Here is a 24730-nt window from a genome sequence, read left to right as displayed (position 1 = left end):
CGGTCGCGCCATAGCAAGCGGCGAGCGAATGTAGTCGCCGCCGGGCCGCATCATTGGCAAGCGGCGAGGCGAGCCGCCTCCAGGCACCATGACCAGAATGCTGTAACGCACGTGAAAAGCATTGTTCGTCAGTTCGCGATGCGGCTCCCCTTGCACCTTTCCGATGTCGGTTCTGCATCGCGCTCGCGCCTCCATCGCTGGCCGCTATTACGACCCTATCTGGTTGCCAAAGGGAGCGAGGCGTTTGCGCAGTGCTCGCTTTAGTACCTTGCCTGTGAGCCCAAGCGGGATATCGCTCCATCTTGAACTCTGAACGCGCGCCAGTCTCGGTCGCCCTAGACTATCCTGAGCCCGATTGATGGTGCTTAGTAGCTCGGAAACGTCGATCGCGGTGCCTGGGATAGGAATAGCGAGCAGCACGGCTTCCTCGACGCCTCCATCAACAGCAGCGACGCCGACCACAGTGCAGTCGGCAATCTGATGGCCGTGCGCCTGAAGAACGGATTCCTCCGTCTGGAGACTATAAAGAGGCCCTCTTGCCGTCCTAACAATGTCTGAGGTGCGGTCAACGTGATAATAGCAGCCATCTGCCCCACGGTAGACGAGATCCCCCGTAAGCCAATAGCCGTGCAATCGGCTGCGATACGTGAGCAGCGAGTCGTTCCAGTAGCCGGGCGTGACGCTTGGAGAGCGGACGCCTAGCTGTCCAATGACGCCTGTCGGAACTCGCCGGCCATCGGCGTCAAACACCGCCACGTCCACCCAGCTCTGTGGGACACCAATACACCGATCGTAATTCGAAGTGTACGGCGTGTGAATCACCCGAAGCGACGAGTGGCCCAGCTCCGACGCGCCAAATCCGTCGACGAATTGGGAGCCGACGACGCGTTCAGTTCCGCGATAATGATAGCCGTTTGCGACGAGACGACGAATATGTGGCTCATGGGCCGCGTCTCCGCTGTTGATCCAGGTCGTCACAGAACTGAAGTCGAAGCCGCTTCGATCGAGCTCGGCAAGCCGGACAAACGAGTGCGAAAACGCTAAAACGGTCGCGGGACGAAAGTCGGCAATCTCGCGCGCCAGCGCTTGGATGTCTAGGCTCGGTATGCACATGAAGGCGGCTCCGTTGAGGATCGCGTGCATCGCATAGGCGATCGACGCGTTGTGAGAGACGGGCAGTGCCGAGAGGTAGCGGCTCGCGCCTTGTGCCAGGTCGAGACCGAGCAGCTGTCGAACGCCGTGAAACCAGCCTCCGTGCTGAAGCACAACGGCTTTCGGCACGCCGGTGGTTCCGGAACTGTGCGTGATCATTACTGGATCGTCATTGTTATGCTTGAAGGGATACCAAGAAGGGAGCGGAATCGCATGAACACCGGCGACCTCCTCAAGACAGTCGATGAACTTAAGCCGCCCGACATCGAGATGAGCGCCAAGCGTGGCCAGACGGGCATGGTCGGTCATGGCGCCGACGACCCCGACGCGCTCGAAGTGCCGCGCGGCAACAGCTGTGTCCATCATCCCATTCGTAAGGACCGGCACGGCGCCGATTGCTGTAACGGCGAGGTACTGAATCAAGCACTGAAGGCTGTCTTCGAAGTACAGAGCGACGGGATCGGTCGGTCCCACCCCGCGGCGCAGATACCATGCGGAGTACTGCCGCGCGATTGAGGCGAGCTCCGTGATGGACAGCTCGCTTCGAGAGCCACCACCCGGGACTATGAATGGTGTCGCACTGAATACGAGCGGAAGATCGTTCTGGAGGCTCACCGCCAATGCGTGATGGAGGAAGTTACCGGCCCCGAGATTCGGATCAAGGCGCAGGCGGTTCCTAATGTCATTTGACAGGAACGGCATCACTGAGACCTGCCTTCAGGTACTGCAGAGGGTGGAACTGAATACGTTTCGGAAACTCAGTGGCCCGCGCGAACGAACGAATTCTGCTGCACTAAAGTGCCGCCCAAGAAAAAGTCGAGGACCCAATGATCGTCCGAGATCTTGTTCTCGACCATGCGGAATGTTGGCGCGAGGTCGTCTGCGCTGACGTTCTCGGCCAGCGCCGTTTCCTTTACAACCGAGCCGGACAAGCAAGCAGGAACGGCGTTCGAGGTGACATTCGCGGCCAGCGCGTCAACGCCGTCAGCCTCGCCCCCCTCGCCCACTCCTACCATCCTCCACTCCCTTGCCTGAGTCGCCATTTTCCCAAACTCCGCTCGTAGATGATCGGCGGCGGCGGCCGGCTTGTGCTCGCCCTGCATCAGCGCGATGCCCTCGTCGCTGATGCAGTCTATGAATGCCATGTCGTAGCGCCCGAGCTTTGGGTTGTACGTCATCAGAGCGACACCCTTGAAATTGGAGGTCTCCATCTCCGTGATCATCAGAGTGGCGGCTCCTCCCAGCAAAGTAGTGCATTTGGTTTTTCCGCGATTAATCGATGGCGTGGCATTGGGGCCGCTCCATATCTTCTGAGTTACGTCCCATTCTCCAACGAACTCGTGTAATGCCATTAGCATCTCGGCTTGTGTCGTCATTTTAGTCCTCCTTCCGGTTGGTCTTCACGAGACAGGCGATGCAGAGGCGCTCAGTAGATTGGGGCAGTTCAGCCGGCGCGCAGTGCCTAATACGCCTTCCGTAGGGTCAAGTCAACAACGAACATGAGCGGCACGACGAAACAGCTGAATTGACATGCTATTGTTGCGGCTCGTAAGCTCGCCGCGATTCGGAGAAGTGGATGCTTGTTGTCGCGTTTGCGGGGCAAGGCTCGCAAAGAGCCGGAATGGGCTCAACCCTATTTCCTCGATATCGAGACGTGGTGAATTGTGCAAACAGAATACTTGGCTATTCGCTCCAGGATCTCTGCGCTGCGGGAGGTCCAAGGCTCACCCGTACAGAATTCACGCAGCCGGCCGTATTCGTCGTGAATAAACTCCTCTATGAGGACACCCTCGCGAACGATGGAATCGTTCCAGATGTGATGATCGGTCATAGTCTTGGGGAAATTAATGCACTTCACGCTACTGGAGTGCTCGACTTCGAGGAGGCACTCCAACTCGTGAAAGCGAGGGGTGCATTCATGGCCGAGCATAACGGAAATGGAGCCATGGTGGCACTGGTAGGTGAGCGCGATCAGCTACTGCATGAGGTGTCGACCAACGAGAGCGAGGTATATGTGGCGAACGACAACTCGCCGAGGCAGATCGTGGTAGCGGGGACGAAAGACGGCATTAAACGACTGTCGCAGCGCTTGAGTCTCCAACAGGCCGCTACCGTGATACCGTTGGCGGTCAGCGGTCCATTTCATTGTCCGCTCATGGCGGGAGTGGACGATCGGATGGGGGAGTATCTTGAAGGGTGCCTCCTGCGAGAGCCATGTATACCAGTCGTGTCCAATTACTCCGCGCAGCCATACCGCTCAGATGTGATGCGAACGTGGCTGGCTAAGCAGGTCGTCAGCACGGTCCGATGGCTCGAAACGATTCAGTATCTCAGCGGAAGCGGGCCGCTGGCAGTTCGTGAGATCGCAACGTCGCCTGTGCTGACACCCCTCATTGAGGACTGTTTAAAGCGCATGCGCGAGTCGGTAATGCCGTAGAGTGCGATTGCGGCTAGTGTTAAATGCTGCGATTTGACCAGCCGGACGGTTTGTACCACCTCATTTCTTTGTGTTCAGCTTGCCAACCAGACCGTCTCGCGAAGCGGTTTAATCGCATGACGTTTGTCGTCTCTACAAAGCAATCGGGGCAGAATCCCCATTGCGTCAAGGTGACGGACGTCTTCAAAACTGACAGCGATAGGGCGTCTCTCAAACGACCAATAGTAGGCCGCCCGATTGCACAAATAAGAGCTGATATCTGAGGTCTGTATCTTGCTGCGGCTCATTTCTGCGAAAGCGTACGCTGGTAAAAGCGGTGTCACACTTCACGGTGCGGCTCATATTGTGGTAACAGGCCGGAAAGCATAGCGGCGAACCCTTCGCTGAAGAGCATCGAACACGCCTTGCTGCGATAAAGCCGTTCAGGCTTGTCTGCTGCGAGAGCGCTGTGCTCGCGTTCTCCTTGTTTGTCCCACCCCCCGGTTGTTGTGCGGGGTGGGACAACATCTTTCAAGGAGAAACGGCGATGCAACAGAACCCAAAGCAGCAGACAGTCGCAAGCGAATCGCAATCAAACAATGCGACTTAAGTCAGCGAGTATCGGGCGCCTCGATATCGCGTAGCCTTAGTGTGTGAAGATAGCGGAGAAGGAACTGTCTTGGCCGTGCATTTTTCGACGTCGGCTGCAGCGCTGTTGCGGCCGCATTCTACCGGCCTAGATCGTGAGCTTTTCATCGTTGTTGGGCTTGACGCAAAGCATCGTGTTATCGGAATCAACCTGGTTTCGATCGGGTCTTTAACGTTGGCTATTGTCCATCCCCGTGAAGTCTTTAAGCCGCTGATACTGATGAACGCCTCTGTGTGGCTCTGTGCCCATAACCATCCCTCGGGAGATGTGACGCCGAGCTTAGAGGATAGGACTCTGACGAAGCGACTGCGGGAAGCGGCCGATCTTCTGGGAATGGTCCCTGTTGGATCATCTCAGTCTCACTGGTCGGGCGAAATACAGCTTTGCGGATGAGGGATGGCCTATTTAGGGTCGCTTTCCTAATGTAGCCTCTTTTCGTCAATGGGGCCATTTTGGGAAACGCATTTGAATAGGGGTTACTTCGCGGCTTCAACTTGAATCAATGAGTAACACGAGGGGCATATGGCTCTTGGCTCTCCGGTGTCCGGATCTGGAACGAAGCGCCAGCCCGCAGGTGTTGCCTCGCTATGTCGATCGCAAACCGGGCCTTTTTCAAATATGGGTCTGGTCCAAGCTACGATGTCTGAAAAAGAGACCTCTCGCCAGCAATCTGAACCCTTTTCGATTTCGAATCGTTGCCATTTGTCTGCTCCAACCGGACGATATCCGATCCCGCTTTGCCAGCAATTCGAGCAAGGCTCTTTGCCACCGTCTCACTAATACCGCTGACTCGCTTATATTCCTCCCATTCGAAGACAGCAATGTCGCTTGAGAGCTCAATACGATAAAGCCCTTCCCCGTGAGCAGCTGTTTCAGTTTTGCCAAGCGTACGCACTCGCCCATCAGGTTCTCAAATGCCTTTGTTAGCTGTAGGTTCCCAAGTGGCCCGCGTTGGCGAACCATACTACTGGACGTGCGCCAGCTGGCACATGAGCGTTGGCCGTCTTGATGATCCCGGCGGCGATTATTGATCGAAGGCAAGATCCCGTGGTCTAATGCCAAATAGCCATTGGAAGTGAACACGCAGGTCGATCAGTTGATCCAGGCAAAGGCGAGCTTCTCGCAGCAAAGTGGCCTGACCTGGAACCAAGCGATCGAGCAGCGCCCACAGGATGTACAGACGGTCTTGGCCGGAAGCTGGCAGTGAGATCGTTCAATTCATAGCCTGGGGGTAGTACCGACAGGTTTGCGGGCTATTGACCTGAACGTGTCTTGGCGTCCGCGGCGAGTTCTCGATGGTGTATGGGCCTGAGACTTTGGTTGGAGGGCTCCGACGACTGCTTGTTAAGTGAGAGATCCGATATCCGTCGCCTCAACCGGCTGTTCTCGCCTCCAGCTGTCGCAGCCGCGTAGGTCATGCTTCTCCAGGTGAACGTAGTTCTTTTTGAATACGTCCAACGTTTGTTTACGCATCGCCCAATTGTTGGCAGGAAACCTCAACTTTAAGGTGTCGTCCCTTTCGGGGGAGACGTGACAGTCTCTGCAACGGGCTCGTCACAATCGAGTCGATGGCCTTGTCCTTTTTTGAGCTGAGAATGTTTTGGCGAACGCCAGTCCTTTAATTTTTCACCCTAGTCTGCACATCCATCCAACCGTAGTATCGATACGTATTTCTTGCCCAAATTCGGCCTTTTCTCGTTCCAAGGTTACTCACCTATGGTAGTGCTAACCTTCCGGCCCTAGCCGTCTCGTTTGCTTTACTTCGGAATGCTCTGCTTTATTTCCCCGCTCAGGTTCGCCTGCGTGTCCCCATCTGTCCCTAGGAGTACGCATCTGGGCTGAACTGGGTCCTATTCATCACTGCCATGATTCACTAAGCTCCGCGCAAGAGTTTGGTGCGAGAAAGGGGATGCGGATGAAGGCATTGTTGAACGTGAAGGAATTGGCCAGTGTACTAGGGGTCAGCGTGAAATCCGTTCAGCGAGCCTATCGGAGAAGAGAGATTCCCGTCCACTGGCTGTGTCGCATGGCACTCTTCGATCTCGATGAAGTGCGGCGAGCCATGGCTCTGAATGGGTCACGGCGTTTTGATACCTCTGTGGGGAGCCATGACAAGGACGGCGCAGCCGGCGGCGCCAGCCGGCGGCGCCAGCCGGCGGCGCGTCGAGTCCCAAAGCCCCCGGACGGTAAAACGGGGGCGCAATTTCCAGAAGAGGACACGGAGGAGACCATGAGCTGGACCTGTTCCCTCGGATGGCTGCGCTTCACGGTTCCCAACGCAAGTGTCGAAGAGACCATGCGACTGGTCGGCGGAGACTGGGTTCCCGATGAGAAAGGTTTTCTGGGCTACGGCCGCGGTTGGATGTGTCGCGGCTCTGCCGGCGGGCTGGGTCGGATTGGTTCGGGTGCCAAACGTGCACCGCTCGAAGTGCATGTGGATCTGTCGCAAGAACTCCTTTCTGGGTGGACCTATGACCAGTTTCAGGCAGTCGCGCAATGGGTGTTCATGAAACAGGGGCATTTCGGCCGCATCGATGTGGCCCTTGACGATCGCAGCGGGGTCATCGATGTCGAGGCCGTCTATGACGCGGTCGTGGCCGGGCAGTGTGTGTCCCATTTCAGGAAGTCCCAACTGATTGAGGGACTCGATGTCGGCTCAGGCGAAGAAACTGGGACAACCCTCTGCATGGGTTCGCGTCAGTCCGATACGTACTTGCGCATTTACGACAAAGCCGCCCAACAACAGAGCAAAGGCATCGTCGTGGAGGGTCCATGGGTGCGGTGGGAAATGGAATGGAAGGACGAACGGGCCCAAGCCGTCGGCCTCGCCTTGTCCGTTCTCGATCAGGATCGCTTTCAGCCCTACATCGTTGGGGTGTTTCGCACCGCCGTGGATTTCCGAGACTGCACCCGTGAGGACGATCCGAAGGATCGCTATCACGCGCCTCTCTTGGCCTGGTGGAAGGTCCTGACCGAGGGCATGCAACGCGCGAAGCTCGACGTGGTCAAAGCCGTGAAAAAGATTGAAGACGTGAAGCAATGGGCGGCGAAAAGTCTCGCGCCCATGCTCGGATTGTTGTGTGTCCATCCGGAAGCGGGGGAGCGCTGGTTGGTGAGCACCATTATCGAAGGAGTGGAACGATGGCGTCCAAAGCATTACGCGTTTTTGGCCTCCGGCCAAGACGTGCAGCAAGTCCTGAAGAAGGTCCGGTGGTGGAAGCCGACCGACGGCTTCGCTGCCGGCTGTGCGAGCACGGCACCCTAAGGCTCTACATGTGCGGGCCTCGATTGCGGGGCCGGTGTCGGAGTTGTGGCACCGTGTTCGTCTTTTTATGGTCCCACCTCCAGCAAGGCTGGTTTCGATGGGACGGAAGGGAGCGGTGAGATGTCACGATTCAGTGGGCACTGTGTGGTCATGGGCGTCAAAGCGAGACCCAGTCAAGACGGCAAACGGATCTTTCGGAATGCCGTCCTCTACTTCGAAGAGGATACGTCCACCCTCGAAGCCAGTATTTCGGACGACCATGAGCATCTCTACAAACTCATGGAGGCGAACAAGATGAAACCCTGTCAGATCACCGTGAATCTCCGGGAATTCAAAGGGCAGCGGTTTCTCGATGTCACGGGGTATCAACCGGGACTTGCTGCGCCTGGGACCAAAGGTCCGGAGAAGTAGGCGAGACCAGCATGAAGGGAGGCAGGCATGACATGGACCGATCCGGGCGTACCAGAGCAGTTTCTGTTCGTCTGCATGCTCATCCTCCTCTTCATGACCGGCATCGGGGTCGGGCGCTCGTAGCCTTGACCGCGTATCTGCTCGGGATCGGGGTGCTGGCCTGGATGTGGGCCGTCACCCCGGCCTTGGCTCTGATCAGTGCCACCGGGTATGTCCGAGTGGCGAGTGATTCTTCCAAACTCCTCTATCTGGGGGCCAACCGGGCGGCATTGATCTCCACCGTGGCCCAAGCGGCAGCGGTGACCTCGCCCGCCTCGGTCGCCATCCGGCTCGTGACGGGTCCGGTCGGTTGGGCAGCCTTAGGTGTCTCGGTCGGTCTCGCACTCTATCAGATGCACTACACCCCAGAGGAACTGACGGCCGTGAAGCAGGGAGCGGCGCCCTCGAACCTTCAGAATGGGACCGGTACCGTGCTTCCCAACGGCGCGGTCTTGGAACCCGCGCAATCCTGTGTCTACCCCAGTTGCACGGCGGGACAGGGGCAGATCGTGACGGTGGCCATTCCGAACAAGACCCAAGCGACGTGCGGCTTGAATGTGCAGCCAGTGGCGTTTCCGCTCTCCTGGTTTTCAAACCTCGGTGAAGCCTGGAGTGGCACCCGCAACACCTGTGTGCAGACGTTTCGCTATGTCTACGATGGGAGCACCGCGAATAATCTTGTGCGGACTGGGGTGGGCACGGCCAACCAACAGCAGATTGCCGACTATGTGAGTGCGCTCCCAGCCTCCGATCCGAAGTCGATTGAAAGCAATACTTCGCCACTCGGACAGGGCGTCTCGCCGACCTCGGCTTCGACCACGACGAGTACGGCCGTCTCGCCCAGTGAGATCCCGACCACGGTCAAGCCGGTCGGGCAAGTGGCGCCGACCGATGCAGTGGTGGATCCGAATGCCCCGAAGCCCGCCGGCACCCAGACCGTCCCAGCCACCCAAACGACGACGACGACCACGACCACCACCACGAATCCTGATGGCTCGACGACGGAGGCCACTCAGGACACGGCCTCGGTCAGCTGCAGCGCCGGGGATCATGACCCTCGATCCTTTGGATCCATCCTCCAAGCCCATCTCACGACGTGGCAGGGCTCAGGGTTACTCGGAACTCTGTCGCTGCTTCAATCGCTGACGTGGCCTGAGGCTCTGCCGACCATCACGTTCTCTTCGTCGACCTGGGGGACGCATCAGGTCGACTTCAATCAATGGGCGGCCGTCTTTACGGTGTTGCGGACGTTGACGATCGCGGGGGCCGGCTTTGCGGCCTATCGCATCATCTTCGTGGGGGGATCATGACGGCCATCCTGAATCTGATCTACTGCTGGCTCCTCGACATGCTCGCCAAGCTGACCGACATTGCGCTCAATGCCTGGGATTCGGTGCTGGGGCCGGCCGATTCCATCTTATCGTCCATTGGCACCGGCGGCCTTACGATCCCAGTCATCCCCGCCCAATACGCCTGGATCCTTGGGGCCACTGGCATGGCCCAAGCCGTGGCGATTATCGCGACCGCGATGCTGGTCCGGTTTACACTGCAATCGGTGCCGTTTGTCCGGTGGGGCTCGTAATGATTGAACTCCTCGAAGGCGTGCCGGGCGCCGGCAAGAGCTATCACGCCGTGGCGGAGTACCTCTTGCCGTGGGTGCGGAAGGGTCGACGGATTTATGTCAATGTCGATGGCTTCTACCTGGATCGCTTGGCGAAATTCGAAGGCGTGCCGCTGGAAGACCTGCAGCGCCAGATCACGATTTGGCAGACCAGCGCCGAGGTACTGGATGGCCTGACGAAGGTGGACCCAGGCTCCGCCGTGTTTGTGGATGAGTGCCAAACCGTCTTTCGGGCACAGCAGAAACTCAATGGCGAGATTCTTCGATGGTTGGAAACGCATCGGCATTACGGAATCGATGTGCTCTTGATCTGCCAAGACTACCGACAAGTGACCTCGGGCGTGACCCGTGTCATCGAGATGACGACGAAGTTTCGCCGTTTGGATCGGTTCGGTTTCAGAAACCGCTATCAGGCGTTTGTACGAGGGAATCCCGAGGAGCTGGAAGTCATTCGCGGCTTCACAGGCACATACGATCCGAAAGTGTATGCCTACTACGGTTCCTATGCCACGTCGACCAAGGAGGTGCGACACGTGCGCTCGATTCTCAGGTCTCCCTCGATCATCCTCGGCGCCATCGGGCTCTCGGTCGCGACCGGCTGGTTTGTCTTCGGCGGCGGCACGTTTGGCAGCGGATCGACAGTGTCGCCTACTTTGGCCACGCACACGCCGAAGCCGCCAGATTGGATGCGGATGGATGTATCCCCGCGGTTGTCTGACATTCATCCAATTCGGATTCAGGGTGGCATGACGGACCCTCGACTTGACGGCCATGAGTGGCTATGGGTGGCGGAGGATGGCCGTCTCCTTACGGTCGATGAGATTGCGGCCGAATCTGGCGGGACCGTGCAGGCAATCACCTCCCGAGGGGGGAAGGTGCTCAAAGGCTCGGGAGTGCTATGGGGAGGCGCGTCAACAGCATTATCGGTCTTGACCGATGTCCCGACAGCCGAGGTGACTTCGGGAGCAAGTTCACTCTCCGCACCCACGGCTCCGTCCGTGACGAAAACACCCACACGACCGGCTTCATCGATCGGGGAGAGGCTTACGACGGAGCGAGCGGCAACTGATCCGACGAGTAGGGCGATAGGGCAGATAGAAGAGCCGAGGTAAGTCATGACGCAAGCCGCCGTTGACGCGATGGTGTACTGGAGTGCCGCGTGCTTTCTCGGAGGCTTTACAGTCGGCGTGATTGTGAAGCTGCTCCTGGGAGAGACCAAATAAGGCACAGAAAGGAGGTGGCGACTATGAAGATACGAGTAGGGATCGGGATGCTGATTCTCCTGCTGATGGCCCTGCCGGCGTTTGCGCAGGTCTTCCCGGTGGATGCGACATCTACTACGACGATCACGAACGTGAAAGCGGATCTGATCGCCTGGGGTGTGGCGTTCATCGGGGTGGCGTTGACCGTGTTTGCCTACAAGCGCGTGAAAGCGCTGGTTAGATAACACGGCACAGCCCTGAGAGTCTGGCGCAGACCGGCCGGTTGCGTCAGCTCTTGGAAAGCAGAAGGGAGCACGGATGGCAGCGCAAATCAATCAGCTTGGAGCGATGTTGGCCGGAGACATTGTGGCCTGGGGTGGGGCGGTCATTGGCCTTGCCCTGACGGCGTCAGCCGTGGTCTGGGTAATGCGGCTGATACGAGCGTAAAGCTCAACTTCCAGGCCAGCCTTGGTCCGTAAAACTGTAATGGCGGTTTTCACCGAGAACGAGATGATCCAAGAGCGTGATGCCAAGAAGGTCCGCCCCCTGACGGAGCCGTCGGGTCAAGAGCCGATCTTCCTCGCTCGGAGTTGAATCCCCGGACGGATGATTGTGGGCGCAGACGAAGGCCGCAGCATTCATGAGGATGAGCGGTTTGAAGACTTCTCGGGGATGCACAATCGAGAGTGTCAATGAACCGATCGAGACAATGTTAATGCCGATGACGTGGTGCTTGGCGTCGAGACCACAGACGAGGAACTGTTCGCGATCGAGCCCATGAAAACACGACCGAAGGAGCAGGGCAGCCCCAGACGAGGTTTGAATGGGCCCGGAGGATTCTGGGCCGGCTTCTTCACAGACTAATGTAATGCGATATTTCGGAACGCGATACGGCGCGAACGTCCCAGTGCGATTCAGAAGGCGTGTGCGACTGAGTGGCTGCTGCGGTTGTGCCGGGTCCATCGGTTTCCTCCTTGCAACAATGTGTGTCCCACCCCGCACTAACCACGGGGGTGGGACACCCAAGGAGGAGAACGCGGGTGCCGGCGCGCTCGCAGGGGGCAGGCCTGTACGGATGAAGGCAGCTTCAGAGAGTTCGGAAAGGCCTGATCCACTGCTCTTCAGCGTCGGGCCCGCCACCGCGGGGAATCGTCGCTTGATTGGAGAACCCCGTAGTGAGGAGAAAAAATGACGCTCATGACAATATCTGAGGCAGCACGTTTTCTCCGATTGTCTAAGCGGACACTTTATCAGCGCACGGATATCCCTCGAATCCGATACGGTCATCGAATAATGTTCGTGAAGGAAGATCTCGAGGCATGGATCGGAGTGTTAAGAGATGGTTGTGTCACGCGAGAAATTGCAGAAACAGGTAGGCAACAGTCCACGGTTGACCCGATCTCTCCTAAGGTCTATCATCGGAATCCGCTGTTTATTTCTCCCTCTCAGAAGTAATGCCATGAACATTCGCCGGATTCAGAGTGCCAACGGTACGCGCTCGGTGCTGACCTATTGGTATCGCGGCAAACGGTATCGGCCGGTTCTTGGACGTAATTTGACTACTGACCAGGAACGAGAAAGTGCACGTACAATTATTAACGCTATTCATGACAATTGCGTTGAGCATGAGGTGAGGGGGTCGGCTTCGTCTCGTAGTCGTGAGTCGTCCGCTTCGACCTTTGCTGAGTTTGTTCCGATGTACCTTCAATATCTGCAAGCAAAGAGACCGGACAATGACGGACGGAACCAGACCGCACTTACGCATCATCTCGTTCCACACTTTGGAAACAAACGGCTATTGGATATTCGGCTTGAGGATGGATTGGCCTATCTGGAAAAACGGCGGTCTGATCTGATTGGTCCAGAACGTAACAAACGGCACGTGGCTTCCGGTACCATCGAACGAGAGTGCGCAGCCCTGATGGCTGTCTTGAATTTGGCAGTGGATATGGATCATCTCGATAAGAATCGTCTCAAGCGGCTGCCGGTTCCTGAATATGTAAAGCGCGAAAGGATCGTCGAGGCGTGGGAGTTGCTAAAGATCCGTGAGTCGGCTTCCATCAATATATGGCGGCTTGTGATGGCGGCACTTCAAATTGGACTCCGTGAAAATAAACTTATCGAGATTCATGAGGAATGGTTGCTCAAACGAGGGGATGGCTGGTGGATCGCTCCATCTCCTGGCCGGTCGAAAATCAAAGGTGTCCCCAAATTGATTCCCCTGAATGGTCTGGCTTATGAATCGTTGTTCGGAAATTCGCCAAGAATCGGAGGCCGCTTCTTCAGCCAGTGGAAGGACGGTAATTCAATTAAACACACCTGGATGAGAACATGTGAGCGGGCAGGAGTTCACGATCTCCACTTCCATGATCTTCGCCACACGTTCACCACATGGCTAACACAATGCGGAGTCGACTATGCAGTGATTCAGACTCTCAAGGGAGAACCGCTTCCAGGTTCAGCGAAGTATTACATTCATGATTGGAACGTTCGATTGCGGGATGCGGTAACGAGGTTGGAATCGTTTACGAAAGCGGTGCTGAGCGGAGAAAATGGTATTCAAGTGCCACTTGGTGCCACTTGCCTGCCACCATCCTACGTAGAAGCATCTCCAAATCCGCATGAAATGGTGCCGAGGGACAGAATCGAACTGTCGACACCAGCCTTTTCAGGGCTGTGCTCTACCAACTGAGCTACCTCGGCGAGGCGTAGGATTGAATGCGAACTGTTACAGAATCGGACCTATAAAATCAAGGTGCCACATTCAGATTTTGGAGATACCTGGCTGCCCGTTTCATCTTTTGGTTGTGCTTGCATGAACGGGCAGACACGGGAATGTGGTTTGGCGGAGAGGGAGGGATTTGAACCCTCGGTAGAGGTTTTAGCCCCTACAGCGGTTTAGCAAACCGCCGCCTTCGGCCACTCGGCCACCTCTCCCCCGAGACATTCGATTTGTACGCGGGTTCCCGGTCTGGTCGAGATCGACTCGATGACACGGATTGCCGGCGAGCGAGGCGTGATCATACCTCAGGCGGGTGAGAGGGTACAAGCGTCTTGGGTGGTTTGCAGCCAGGGCATCCACTGCGAAGCATGGTGTCACTGGCCAGTGTGCAATTGCCTGCGGCTGGCGGGTGAACTCGAGTCTTTCCGGCCACACAATGAAAGCGCGAAACCGGCAGCTCAGGATCCTCCCGCTGTCGAAACTATCTAGCGGCTGGGACGTGGGACATCGAGCGAGAGTAGGGGGCAGATCCCAGCCGTTTACGAGTCAGAGGAACCGTGTATCGCAGTTCGCTGTCGCCGGGTCGCAGCACCCCGCTGACGGCCAGCATCTGAAGCGCGATCCGCATCTGGCGGCGGCGGGCAAGTCGCTGCTTGATCGATTGAACCGGAGTGAAAAGCAGGCTCACGATCAGTCCTCCTCGGTGCGGGTGAAGGTCACATCCACAAAATACGGCCAAGATCTTCGTCGATGCCCCGGGGGCGATGGCATTGGGTGCAGCGGGCGAATAATTTGCCGGATTGCGCGGGGAGGTCGCTGCGGAGCACTAGTTGATAGGTTCGGCTCCCACAGCACGGACAGGCCTTGCCCCGCAGTTCCCGTCGTATCGCGCCGATCTTGCCGACTTGCTTTTGCATGAGCATCCTCCCTCTCGTTGCCGGTGATGCCGTCGCGGCGATGGGGAGATATTGCAGCAGCGCAGAGCGGTTGAACATACCTTGGAGGTAGGTGAGGCAGAACTAAAGAAGGGATGGGAAGAAAAATGCGGCTATTTAATGGATTGTAAAGTGCTGATAGGACAATATCTTACGAACTATAGTGAAAGCTATTGTCGACTATTGTTTTTGCGCAATCGGTCGAGCCTCGCTTCATTCGAGTGGGCCGCTATGCGCGATGTGAGCCGTATATAAAGGGGGAGCACCGTGGAATATACAGGGCGAAGGCAGGTCCTTCAGGAGGGAGCAAAGACCTCTTGCTGCTTCGGGGTGGGCATACCAAAGCAGACACCTTCGCCCTCCCTATTTAACCAAGCGTCAGGGCGAAGAGGCAAGATAGTAAAACGCCTAGGTAGCCTATCTTTCGACCAGGCGTCCCCCTCTCCAGACTGCCGGAGGAGAATGGGCTGGTTGCGGGTGTGTGGGAGGCGGAGTCGCCAGATTCAACAGAATGGAAGACAAGGTATACCTGGCGATATTGCTATTCTCTTTGGGCCTCGCTATAAGTGGCCCAACGTTCACCGGGGGAGGGCAATCATGAACGGAAAGCTTCTCGTACTCTGTTCCGTCGGATTTCTGGTATCGACCGGATGCGTCAGCTCGGGAACGCATGATCAGACCTTGGCCGAGCTGGATCAAGCACGCAAAGCGTCTGAGAAAACGAAGGCCGACTTCGACATGTTCAAGAAGGAATCGTCCACGAAGATTTCAGCGCTTGAGGCGGACAAGAGCAAGCTGTCAAACGACCTCCTCGAATCACAAGGCGCCAGTGCTCAGCTTAAACGCGATCTCAACGAAACTCAAACCAACTTGGATTCGACACTGGCCAGCCGGAGCGCGCTTGAAAACGACGCCAGAAAGATCCGCACCGAAACGACTGGGATGGAGCGATCGAACGAGAGTCTACAGAGGGAACGAAATCAGCTTCAGGTCCAGCTCAACAACCTGCAACATGATTACAATGCAACTAGTCAAGAGCTGGAGAACAAACTAAAGGCTGAGCAGGATACCGTCGCGTCGCTGCAACGTGACAAGGATCTGCTGATTGCCCGGGCCACGGGAATCAGCGACGAGCTGGCCAAAGCTCAGAAACACATGGGAGAGTTGGAAACAGATGCCGCCCGGGCGAAGGATCTGGATCGGCAGCTATCCGATCTACAAAAGCGAACGGGCGATCTGGAAGGGCAAGCAAATCGGGCCAAGGATCTCGAGCAACGGTTGTCCCAGCGGGATCTCGAAGTCGGGCGGTTGACCCAGGGCGGGGAGGCATTGACGGCGGAAAAAGACGCCCTTGCGGCGGAAAAGGCGAGGCTCGAGAAGGAACGGGCTGCGAAAGAAGAAGAGATTCAGCGGCTGACGAAGACCCAGGAGGACTTGACCAAGTCCCTGCAGTCGCAAATCGACAAGGGCGACATCAAGATCAAGCAGGTTCGCGACCGGTTGACCATCAACATGGTCGAAAAGGTGCTTTTCAATTCCGGGCAGGCGCAGGTCAAGCCCGAAGGACTGAAGGTCTTGAAGCAGGTGGCGGACGTGCTGAAGGACGTCCACGACAAGGAGATCAGAATCGAAGGCCATACGGACAACGTTCGGATCGGTGGAAAGCTCAAGGAGAAGTTTCCGACCAATTGGGAATTGTCCACGGCCAGGGCGACGAACGTCGTTCGCTATTTCATCGAGCAGGGCGGGGTCCGCGCGGAAAACTTCGAGGCCGTCGGTTTTGCGGACACCAGGCCGGTGGCGGACAACGCCTCGGAAGAGGGGCGCACGGAGAACCGGCGGATCGAGATCGTGCTGTTCCCCAAAGATCTGAGCACGATTGCCGGCGATATCAAACCCTGAACGGCGAAGGTCCGAAAGAAGAGGATGGAGGGGTGACGGAGCGGCCGAACGTGCCGGTCTTGAAAACCGGAGACCTCGCAAGGGGTCCGCGAGTTCAAATCTCGCCCCCTCCGCCATCAATCACGGACGGTGATTCTCGGCGATTCAAGTCGATCAATTGACCTGAGTGGATGTCCTCAGAAACCCGCGCACCAATGCGGTGACTTCCAAGGGTTTTTCGATCCCGACTAAGTGACTGGTTCCCTCGACAATTTCCAGTTTGGCCTTGGGGATTTGCGCGGCGATGGAGTCCGCCAGCGCCGGCGTCGCGGCGGGATCCTCGCGTCCCGCGATCACCAGCGTCGGGGTGGCGATCCTTCGTATCTGGCTTCCAATGTCGAACCGATTGAACGCCGCGAGTGCCGCGGCGAACATTCCTTGAGCGTCGGTGATGCCCACGAACTTGGCTCTGCATTTCGCAATCAGTTCCGGCTGCTCGCGATAGGTCCGGTCCGCGAAGAAAAACTTCATCGCCGAATCGACGATGTCCTTGCGATGTCCGTCCCGGAACATCTTCCACAGATGGAAAGTGGCGGCTTTGATCGTGGAAGGATCCGGTCGCGCCGTTGTCGCCACCAGAACGAGCGAATCGAGGACGTCGGGATGCGCAATCGCCAGCCGCATGCCGATCATCCCGCCGATCGAATAGCCGAGCCATGAGACTTTTGGTACGTGAAGGCTTTGTAGTACGTGATAAAAGTCCTCGGTCATCTCCTCGAGCGTCATCGTCTCCCGATATCCGCTGAGACCGTGACCGTGAATATCAACTGTGACCACGTGAAACTCGTCGGTGAGTCCTGCCAGCAGCTCGCCAAACGAGTCGCCGCCCCAGATCAGCGGATGGGCGAATACTATTGTGGGGTTGTCCGGGTCGCCTGACTCCCGGTAATGAAGTGCGGTACCGCTGCCGACGACGTGAACCACCGGCATAAGAACCTCCTGAGCAAATCGTTCATGCGGATTCAGGCATCGGGCCTTTGGAAGAATGAGGGGAATCCCATGCGTATAACTTCACTTATAGTTGACAGATCCAGGATGCGAGGTAGTCTTGGTCGGTATGTTCAGATTCACGCCAAAAGGCACCGCCATGAGAAGCCGACAGGTATTCGGAAATGGGGTGAGCTGTCCGTTATGCGCGTCTCCGTCCTGTTACCGCTGTAGCCGGCGGCACTGGCAGGACTTCATCCGTGGACTATTCGGTCTCTTCCCATGGCGTTGTAAAGTCTGCAACAAGCGATTCTATACGGACCATCGGGTTCGAGACGTCGATCAGCACCGACCAGCTGCTTAATTCCAGCCCTCTGCCAGCCGGGTTCATTTTCACTGCCTTCGATGTCCCTGACGATGAAAAGTACATTGTTCCGGTGTACCTCATCTGGGCACGGCTTCCGGCAGGCTATTCACGGCTGATCCGTTCCAGACCTCCCATGTATGGTCTCAAGACCGGAGGAATCAGTACCGAGCCGTCCGGCTGCTGATAGTTTTCCATGATGGCGACCACCGTGCGGCCGACGGCGAGGCCCGAACCGTTGAGAGTGTGCACGAATTCGGTCCTGGCGTCTTTCTTGCCGGCGGCACCCTTGAACCGGATGCCGGCCCGTCTTGCCTGAAATCCTTCGAAGTTGCTGCAGGAAGAAATCTCCCTAAACTGATTTTGCGAGGGGAGCCAGACCTCGATGTCGTAGGTCTTGGCGGAGGAGAATCCCATGTCGCCGCTGCAGAGTAACATGACGCGGTAATGAAGCCCGAGCTGTTGCAGGATGGATTCCGCATGGCCCGTCAGCCGTTCCAATTCCGTTGAGGATTCCTGAGGCATCGTAAAGGCGACGAGTTCCACCTTGTTGAATTGATGCAGACGAATGAGGCCCTTCGTGTCCTTCCCGTAGGATCCCGCCTCTCGTCGAAAACAGGGCGTATAGGCCGTGTACCGGATCGGCAGCTGCGCTTCGTTCAGGATTTCCTCGCGGTGCAGGTTGGTGAGCGGCACCTCCGCGGTCGGAATGAGAAAGTAGTCTTCTTCGGAAAGCCGAAACAGGTCTTCTTCGAACTTGGGCAGCTGCCCCGTGCCGGTCATTGCCGACCGGTTGACCATGAAGGGTGGCAGCACCTCCCGGTAGCCGTGTTGGGCCGTGTGCAAGTCGAGCATGAAGTTGATCAAGGCCCGCTCCAGCCTGGCTCCCGCTCCCGTGAGGACCGCGAACCGCGCTCCGGCGATCTTGGCCGCTCGCTCGAAGTCGAGAATCCCGAGCGATTCGCCGAGCTCCCAGTGGCTGTACGGACGGGCAGTGAACGAGGGAGGCGAGCCTATCCGGCGGACTTCCACATTGTCCGCCGCCTCTTTGCCGGAAGGCACCGTGGAGTGGGGGATGTTGGGAATGCGCAGCGCCAAGTCCTTCAGCGCATCCTCGACCTGCCGCAAATCCGTCTCGCCCTGGCCGATGCGCTCGCCGACGGCCTTCATGGACGCAATGGCTTCGTCCGCTGGTTGTTTGGATCGTTTGAGCTGCGCGACCGCGTCCGAGCCTTTTTTGAGCTCATGGCGCAACTGTTCCACATAGGCGGTGAGCGTTCGACGTTCGTCGATGAGCTTTCGAAGGCTGTCCCATTGCACGTCATTTCCTCGCGCGCCAAGCTGTGCGCGGATGTCGTCGAGTTGATCGCGAAGGAGACGTAGATCGTGCATGGAATGGGGAGATCCTGCGAACGGGACGAATCTAGCATCGAGGTCGGTGGGAGTCAATCAATGGGCCGGTTCGGTGGCAGGTTCTGACTCGCGACCCGTGCTTCGCTCCGGTTGACAGCGCCTGCCCCGGAAAGCGACGATGGTTCATGCGTGCCATGTCCAACCCACCCAATCCCTTCGAATCCCGTCATCGGGAGTATCTCGAACCCGCTCCCACCAGCCGGCTTCAGATGTTTGAGGATGCGACAAGGGAAATCCTGAGCCGCAACGACAGTCCGGACCTCTCGTTTCGGTGGAGCCTCAATCCCTATCGGGGCTGTTTCCATGCCTGCGCCTATTGCTACGCGCGACCGACTCACGAGTACTGGGGGTTTGGCGCCGGGACTGATTTCGAATCCAAGATCGTGGTCAAACGGGAGGCGCCGGCGCTGCTCCGGCGGGCGTTCGACAAACCGTCCTGGGACGGGGACATCATCGTCTTCTCCGGAAACACCGACTGTTATCAGCCGGCGGAGGCGTCGTTCGAACTCACCCGATCCTGCCTTCATGTGTGTGCGGAATACAGAAACCCCGTGGGCATCATCACGAAAGGGGTGCTGGTGCTTCGCGACCTGGATGTGCTCGAGCGGCTTCGACGGGACGCGTGGGTCCGGGTCTATTTCAGCATCCCGTTCGCGGACGATGCCGTGGCCCGCCAGATCGAACCGCATGCCCCTTCGAGCCGCAAGCGATTCGAGGCCATGGCCGCGCTGAGAGATGCCGGTATTTCCACCGGCATCTCGGTATCTCCGATCATCCCCGGTTTGAACGACGAGGATATTCCGGAGCTGCTCGAACGCGCCAGGGAAGCCGGCGCGACCGAAGCCATGTCGACGCTGGTGCGTCTCTCCGGTCCGGTCGAGGACGTGTTCCTCCAGAGAGTCGGTGAGGCGTTTCCAGATCGGAAGGCGAAGATCGTCCACCGTATCCAGGAAGTCCGTTCGGGCGCGATGACCGACGGCGCTTACTTCCGTCGTCACCACGGCACCGGCACCTACTGGAACATGGTGGAACAGCTGTTCGCGCTATCCAAGCGGAAAGCGGGATTTTTCCCTCTCGACCACGAGACGGTTCCGCGGACGTTTCGTCGTCCCGAGGCGGCCCAGACTGTGCTATTTTGAGTCATCATCAGCATCACAAGGAGCCGGCATGAAACACAACGAATCGTTTCTAAGACTGGTGGAGAACGCGCGCCGCCGGGTGAAGGAATGCACGGTAGCCGAGGCCAAGAACCGTGTGGACCGCGGCGAGGTCGCGCACTTCATCGACGTGCGGGAGGACAACGAATTTCAACAGACCCATGCGAAGGGCGCCCGCCATCTCGGGAAAGGCATCATTGAGCGCGACATCGAAACGATCGTGCCTGACAAGAATGCCGCGATCATTCTTTATTGCGGCGGAGGGTTTCGATCGGTACTGGCCGCGGATGCGCTGGTACAGATGGGATACTCGAACGTGACGTCGATGGACGGGGGGATCAAGGCGTGGAAGGAGGCCGGCTACCCCATGGGGTCGTAGCGTGGCGCCGTAACGGGGTCTCCGAATCGGCGGTCCCGTCAGGCGCCGCCGGTTGCTACTTGGGATTGACCCGGTCGAATTCTTTGATCACCTGCTCGGTGATGTCGATCGTGTCCTTGTTATAGATGACGATCTTGACGGTCTGCTCGCTGCCCTTGTCGACGACCAGGGAGAAGCCGCCCTTTTCCGCGACCGTCTGGGTCGCGGCGGCGATCTTCTTCATGTATTCATCGACGAGTTGCTTCTGCTTTCCCTGCAGTTCCTGATTAAACTCCTGCGCGCGCTTCTGATAGTCCTGGATCTTGCTTCGAAACTGCGTTTCCTTTTCCTTCTTTTCCGCCTCGCTGAACTTCGAGGCCGATTCTTTCAGCGTCTTTTCGGTATTTCGCAATTCCTCTTCATCGCGAGACAGAAGCTTCTGACGGGTCGAGACATATTCCTTAAGCCCGTCGAGGGCGCGCCGGCCCGCCTTGGATTTTTCCAATACGCTCTGAGGATCGATGACGCCCATCTTGAATGCTTCGGCCGCACCCGCCGGGACCGAAGAGAGACAGAGCAGGGCTGCGGCGCAGAACGGAAGCACCGCCTGCCGCATCAGAGTGGTCGGTCTAGACATATAGGGAACTCCTTGATGGTGAGAAGCCGATGCCGAACTCAACTGGCGAGAATAGCGGGGGCGCAGCACGCTGTCAAGGGAGCGGATCTTGCTAGACGAAATACCGGCTGGTATCGAACTTATATTCCGTGTTGTCGACCAGACGCAGGATGCTGTTCGGGTAGGCGCCGGTTTCGTCTTGGAGGCTCAGATCCACGTCCGCCCCGTCCTCTTTGAGATTGCCTTGGACATCGGCGATGATTTTCACGACCGGGCGCTCGGCATTGGCCTTGTCCGCGGGCGTCTTGATCACCACGGCCAATTCATCGGACTCCAGCATGACCAAGCTGCCGATCGGGATGATGCCCACGCAATTGACGAACAGCTTCAGCAGTACCGGATCGAAGGATTGTCCGCTCTTGTTGAACATGAACTTCAAGACGTTCGCCGGCGACATCGGCTCCCGGCGGTAGACCCGCGAGGACGTCATCGCATCGTAACAGTCGGCGATCGTGACGATGCGGCTGGAGAGACTCTGCGTCCAGGGTACCGCCAGTTTCGGGTAACCGGAAAAGTCGAAGTTCATGTGATGTTCGAACGAGGCCGAGGCCATGCGGGCCGGGACGTTGCCGAGGCCGCGTAGCTGGATGAGCGTCAGCACGCCTTCCGTAGGATGCGTCCGCATGATGTCCCACTCTTCCTTGCTGAACTCGCCCGGTTTGTTCAGCACGTCGAGTGAAATGGCGCATTTTCCGACGTCGTGGAAAAGGGCGGCCATGCCGAGGTCGGCCAGTTCGGCTTTCGGATACCCGGCGCGGTTGCCCAGCGCCATCGAAAGCAACGCCACGTTGACCGAGTGATTGTGCGTATATTGGTCGTGGCAGCGCAGATTGGTGAGGCCGAGCAGGGTGGACTCGTCGTGCATCATCAGGTCGACGATGTTCTGAATCGCCCGTTTGGCCTGCTTGAAGTTGAGCGTCCCTCCGTCGCGCGCGGATTGGGACAGGTGCCCGAGGGCGCCCGCCGCCTTCCCATAGGCCGATTTGGCGTTGGCTTTGTGCTGCTCCTTCTGTTCGGCTTGCGAGGGAGGGGCCCCGGTCGTACCGGCGTCTTCTTTCAGGACGAGCTCACGGGGGTCTTCGATCTCGACGCTCCCGATGCCGAGCTGCTTGAGTTCCTGCCGAAAGTCCTCGACCGTCTTGGCCATTGGGTCGAGCGTGACGAACAGATGGGCGAATTCTCTGAGATCCTTGGAGGAGACCGAGGCGGTGAACGTAAAGCCGCCGATCTTCCACTTGTTCATCGCGTCGATGACGCTGGAGACTACGGTCATCTGTTGGGCGTTGACTTTGAGGTGGCTGTCGCCCAGAAACAGAAAATCGTTTTGGAGCCGGAGCGTCACCGGTTGATCGTGCGTCAGCGTGTGGACGATCGTCAGCATCGCCTCGACCGGCTTGTCCAGCGCCGAGTTCGTACGGCCATGAATGCGGGAGGTCTTGATCAGCGTATTCAGCTGGGTGATGAGCTGGAATCCCAGCATCACCATCTGCTGGTCGAGAATATCCCCGGCCTCCGACCCCTGGGCGATCTTGTGCGAGAGGGATTTCTCGTGAGTCAAAAACGGCTGGAGTTGATCGCCGGAGGCTTGGGTCTCGGCGGGTTTGGGATCGCTCACGACGGGATGCTCCTCACGAGGCGGCCGCTATCGGCGGTTTGCCCCGGTGTTTGTTGATGTGGGTCAGCGCCATGGCGCAGGCCTGCCGTACGCCGGCGGCCCCTTTCTTCTGCCCGAGCTCCAAGGCGGCGACGGCGGCCGGGGTTCCGAGTTTGCCCATGGCCTCCGCGGCCAGGAGCGCCAACTCTTCCTTTTTCTTCCGGTTCGCAAAATGCCATTCCGTAAAGAGCTGCGACCAATGAGGAATCGCTTCGTCGCCGCAGGTGGCGCGGACCGCGTGGTAGATGAGCCGGCGTTCGCTCAACGAACGCTCCATGAATTCCTCGGAGGAGACGATGGGAGACCAGAGCGAGAATGGGGCCGTATATTGCCCCGACATGAGCAGCTTGAAGGCGGCTACACGGACACTTTCGTCGGCATCCGTGGCGAAGGTCACCAGTTTGGCGCCGTTGCCGTTCGGTCGGAATACGCTCATGGCCCTGATGACCTCCTTGCGTACTTGCGCGTCCGGGTATCGGACCAGCTTCTCGATGGATTCGAGGAAGCGCGGATTGTTCAGCTTGACGAGGATGGCGATCAGGTTCCGCACATAGATAGGCCGGCGGTCTGACAGCCCCCGCAGCAGGGATTCCGGATGGTCTTTGGCAAGCGTCAGCAAGGTGTCGGCGACGATGGCCTGATGGGCCGGTGACTCCAGCACCGCCATCAGCCCGCAGATACCCTGGATTGCATCGGGCTTCATCATGAGCAGGATCGTCGACAGCCCTTCGGTATCCGCTCCGGCCGTCCTGTTCAAATAGGATTCAATCGCCTTCAACCGTTCCGGCTGTCCCAGACCGTTGAAGAGGGCGGTCAGTTGCGCCTTGTGCTCGTCGCTGAGGTCCGGACGGACCGCTCCCGTGTCGTGAAGCACGCCCAAAACGTTTTCCAGGATGGTCCACCGTCCCTGCGCCAGCAAAGAATCCACGACGCTGCCCCACAGCCCGAGGAGTTTCGTCAGCAGCACGGAGGATTTTTCCGACGCCAGGATGGCGGTCGCCATGTCCAGCACGTAGAGCGTGGCGTCCCGCTTTGTTTCCGCGTCGATTTCCTTGGCCAACGTCGCGATCTCCTCGTCGGTCACCTCGTAACCGATGAGGTTCGACTTAAAGAGTCGTCTGCTGCCTTCGGCGCCGGCCGAGGCAGCGCCGGCTGCCGTGCTAGATTCCCGAGACTTGGTTCTGGCTCGCTCCCGATCCAGCAGTTCTCGCAAGGTGGATTCGGACGACATGCCGGCGTCCAGGACGAGAAAGCCTTCATGGCCGCCCGAGGCCTTGGCCACCTCCTCGGCCGTCACCAGCGTGACGGTGGAGAGATTCTTGGACCATAGGCGTGTGACGATATCATCGTCTTCCGCTCCTGGTTCGTTGTTTCCCCAGAGCGAGTCGAGAAAATAGCTCAACTCTTCCTGGGTCATGCCTTGCGACAGCGCGACTTCCCGAACGCCGTCCGAGTACAGCTTGAAGGCAATGCTCTCGCTGCCGCCGTCGGATTCTGGCTGGTAGACGATTTGGTCACGGCACACTAATGCCGATCGTTGGACGAGAACGGTCAGTTTGGTGTAGTTGGAGAGGTGAGTGGAAATCTCCTCGAATAATTGCTGGGAAAACTTCTGGGCGACGGGATTGTTCGACCCGTAGGTCCGGTTCGATTTGGCGGTCTTGTCCAGGAGTTTGAGAACACGTTTGAGGGAGCCGATCTCCGGGTCGTCGGCGGCCTTGGTGGCCATGGCCGCCGCCATTATTTCCTGGGCTCGTTGGAGATCGGACATATCTTGTACACCTATCCGTCATCCCTGATTTCGTCAAGAAAATCACCATTCTTTTCC

General features: G+C 58.0%; 23 protein-coding genes, 3 tRNA genes and 1 pseudogene. 15 read left to right on the top strand and 12 right to left on the bottom strand.

Going from position 1 to position 24730, the window contains the following annotated elements; translation table 11 throughout:
- Window positions 1-207 precede the first annotated feature (207 nt).
- Together NSJP_RS17200 and NSJP_RS17195 are read right to left on the bottom strand one after the other, a co-directional pair.
- Entirely contained in the window at window positions 208-1854 is a 1647-nt protein-coding gene (locus tag NSJP_RS17200) for a class I adenylate-forming enzyme family protein (RefSeq protein ID WP_080888106.1), read from the bottom strand.
- Window positions 1855-1910: 56 nt separating this feature from the next.
- Window positions 1911-2528: a DUF1579 family protein gene (locus NSJP_RS17195; protein WP_080888105.1), complete on the bottom strand. Its 618-nt coding sequence runs from the start codon at window positions 2526-2528 to the stop codon at window positions 1911-1913.
- A 200-nt stretch (window positions 2529-2728) separates the two neighbouring features.
- On the opposite strand from NSJP_RS17195, the gene fabD reads away from it, so the two are divergent.
- The 9 genes from fabD to NSJP_RS19895 all read left to right on the top strand — a co-directional run bounded on the left by fabD (window position 2729) and on the right by NSJP_RS19895 (window position 11202).
- Window positions 2729-3589 (top strand): ACP S-malonyltransferase, encoded by an 861-nt coding sequence (gene fabD, locus NSJP_RS17190; protein ID WP_080888104.1) that lies wholly within the window; start codon window positions 2729-2731, stop codon window positions 3587-3589.
- Between the two features lie 628 nt (window positions 3590-4217).
- Complete coding sequence (locus NSJP_RS20190) at window positions 4218-4610, top strand: JAB domain-containing protein (protein ID WP_080888103.1); 393 nt, start codon at window positions 4218-4220, stop codon at window positions 4608-4610.
- Window positions 4611-6132: 1522 nt separating this feature from the next.
- Complete coding sequence (locus tag NSJP_RS17175; protein WP_172834419.1) at window positions 6133-7482, top strand: replication initiation factor domain-containing protein; 1350 nt, start codon at window positions 6133-6135, stop codon at window positions 7480-7482.
- Window positions 7483-7602: 120 nt separating this feature from the next.
- Window positions 7603-7893, top strand: coding sequence for a hypothetical protein (locus NSJP_RS17170; RefSeq protein WP_080888100.1), 291 nt, complete (start codon window positions 7603-7605; stop codon window positions 7891-7893).
- Window positions 7894-8018: 125 nt separating this feature from the next.
- Window positions 8019-9242 (top strand): hypothetical protein, encoded by a 1224-nt coding sequence (locus NSJP_RS17165; protein WP_080888099.1) that lies wholly within the window; start codon window positions 8019-8021, stop codon window positions 9240-9242.
- A complete protein-coding gene (locus NSJP_RS17160) occupies window positions 9239-9514 on the top strand; it encodes a hypothetical protein (RefSeq protein WP_080888098.1) in 276 nt (91 codons plus the stop codon). The genes NSJP_RS17165 and NSJP_RS17160 overlap by 4 nt, the downstream gene beginning before the upstream one ends.
- A complete protein-coding gene (locus tag NSJP_RS17155; protein ID WP_080888097.1) occupies window positions 9514-10665 on the top strand; it encodes a zonular occludens toxin domain-containing protein in 1152 nt (383 codons plus the stop codon). The genes NSJP_RS17160 and NSJP_RS17155 overlap by 1 nt, the downstream gene beginning before the upstream one ends.
- Before the next feature lie 134 nt (window positions 10666-10799).
- Window positions 10800-11000: a major capsid protein gene (locus NSJP_RS19390; protein ID WP_155970383.1), complete on the top strand. Its 201-nt coding sequence runs from the start codon at window positions 10800-10802 to the stop codon at window positions 10998-11000.
- Between the two features lie 73 nt (window positions 11001-11073).
- A complete protein-coding gene (locus NSJP_RS19895) occupies window positions 11074-11202 on the top strand; it encodes a hypothetical protein (RefSeq protein WP_269457698.1) in 129 nt (42 codons plus the stop codon).
- Between the two features lie 3 nt (window positions 11203-11205).
- On the opposite strand, the gene NSJP_RS19385 is transcribed toward NSJP_RS19895, so the two are convergent.
- The gene (locus tag NSJP_RS19385) at window positions 11206-11718 is read right to left on the bottom strand and encodes a JAB domain-containing protein (protein ID WP_155970380.1); all 513 of its coding nucleotides are present in this window, start codon (window positions 11716-11718) and stop codon (window positions 11206-11208) included.
- A 225-nt stretch (window positions 11719-11943) separates the two neighbouring features.
- On the opposite strand from NSJP_RS19385, the gene NSJP_RS20185 reads away from it, so the two are divergent.
- Window positions 11944-12210 (top strand): helix-turn-helix domain-containing protein, encoded by a 267-nt coding sequence (locus tag NSJP_RS20185; RefSeq protein ID WP_080888096.1) that lies wholly within the window; start codon window positions 11944-11946, stop codon window positions 12208-12210.
- Window positions 12095-13222, top strand: a pseudogene (locus NSJP_RS20180) (tyrosine-type recombinase/integrase); the annotation flags it as partial. The gene NSJP_RS20185 and the pseudogene NSJP_RS20180, both read left to right, overlap by 116 nt.
- Window positions 13223-13382: 160 nt before the next feature.
- Here NSJP_RS20180 and NSJP_RS17135 read toward each other — a convergent pair.
- The 4 genes from NSJP_RS17135 to NSJP_RS17125 all read right to left on the bottom strand — a co-directional run bounded on the left by NSJP_RS17135 (window position 13383) and on the right by NSJP_RS17125 (window position 14394).
- Window positions 13383-13458 (bottom strand) — tRNA-Phe (locus NSJP_RS17135).
- A gap of 140 nt (window positions 13459-13598) precedes the next feature.
- Window positions 13599-13692: transfer RNA gene (locus NSJP_RS17130), tRNA-Ser, on the bottom strand.
- Between the two features lie 266 nt (window positions 13693-13958).
- Window positions 13959-14165, bottom strand: coding sequence for a hypothetical protein (locus NSJP_RS19380; protein ID WP_155970377.1), 207 nt, complete (start codon window positions 14163-14165; stop codon window positions 13959-13961).
- 28 nt (window positions 14166-14193) lie between these two features.
- Complete coding sequence (locus NSJP_RS17125; RefSeq protein WP_155970374.1) at window positions 14194-14394, bottom strand: hypothetical protein; 201 nt, start codon at window positions 14392-14394, stop codon at window positions 14194-14196.
- Between the two features lie 615 nt (window positions 14395-15009).
- Between NSJP_RS17125 and NSJP_RS17120 the strand changes: the two genes are divergently transcribed.
- Together NSJP_RS17120 and NSJP_RS17115 are read left to right on the top strand one after the other, a co-directional pair.
- Window positions 15010-16314 carry an OmpA family protein gene (locus NSJP_RS17120; RefSeq protein WP_172834418.1) on the top strand — a complete coding sequence of 435 codons (1305 nt, stop codon included), beginning with the start codon at window positions 15010-15012 and terminating at the stop codon, window positions 16312-16314.
- 26 nt (window positions 16315-16340) lie between these two features.
- Window positions 16341-16430, top strand: a tRNA-Ser gene (locus NSJP_RS17115).
- Between the two features lie 37 nt (window positions 16431-16467).
- On the opposite strand, the gene NSJP_RS17110 is transcribed toward NSJP_RS17115, so the two are convergent.
- Window positions 16468-17283, bottom strand: coding sequence for an alpha/beta fold hydrolase (locus NSJP_RS17110; RefSeq protein WP_080888093.1), 816 nt, complete (start codon window positions 17281-17283; stop codon window positions 16468-16470).
- A 466-nt stretch (window positions 17284-17749) separates the two neighbouring features.
- Window positions 17750-19036, bottom strand: coding sequence for a serine--tRNA ligase (gene serS, locus NSJP_RS17105; protein ID WP_080888092.1), 1287 nt, complete (start codon window positions 19034-19036; stop codon window positions 17750-17752).
- A gap of 146 nt (window positions 19037-19182) precedes the next feature.
- On the opposite strand from serS, the gene NSJP_RS17100 reads away from it, so the two are divergent.
- Window positions 19183-20196, top strand: a complete 1014-nt coding sequence (locus tag NSJP_RS17100; RefSeq protein WP_080888091.1) for a PA0069 family radical SAM protein — start codon at window positions 19183-19185, stop codon at window positions 20194-20196.
- A gap of 28 nt (window positions 20197-20224) precedes the next feature.
- On the top strand, window positions 20225-20593 hold the full coding sequence (locus NSJP_RS17095) for a rhodanese-like domain-containing protein (RefSeq protein WP_080888090.1): 369 nt from the start codon (window positions 20225-20227) through the stop codon (window positions 20591-20593).
- 55 nt (window positions 20594-20648) lie between these two features.
- Here the strand turns inward: NSJP_RS17095 and NSJP_RS17090 are convergent, their stop codons facing one another.
- The 3 genes from NSJP_RS17090 to NSJP_RS17080 all read right to left on the bottom strand — a co-directional run bounded on the left by NSJP_RS17090 (window position 20649) and on the right by NSJP_RS17080 (window position 24673).
- Window positions 20649-21209 carry an OmpH family outer membrane protein gene (locus NSJP_RS17090; RefSeq protein WP_080888089.1) on the bottom strand — a complete coding sequence of 187 codons (561 nt, stop codon included), beginning with the start codon at window positions 21207-21209 and terminating at the stop codon, window positions 20649-20651.
- Window positions 21210-21300: 91 nt separating this feature from the next.
- Window positions 21301-22863, bottom strand: a complete 1563-nt coding sequence (locus NSJP_RS17085) for an HD-GYP domain-containing protein (protein ID WP_080888088.1) — start codon at window positions 22861-22863, stop codon at window positions 21301-21303.
- Window positions 22864-22876: 13 nt separating this feature from the next.
- Entirely contained in the window at window positions 22877-24673 is a 1797-nt protein-coding gene (locus tag NSJP_RS17080) for a HEAT repeat domain-containing protein (RefSeq protein ID WP_155970371.1), read from the bottom strand.
- Window positions 24674-24730: the final 57 nt, after the last annotated feature.

It is taken from the genome of Nitrospira japonica (genome assembly GCF_900169565.1).
Classification (GTDB): Bacteria; Nitrospirota; Nitrospiria; order Nitrospirales; family Nitrospiraceae; genus Nitrospira_C; species Nitrospira_C japonica_A.
This window is presented reverse-complemented; position numbering and strand designations above follow the sequence as displayed.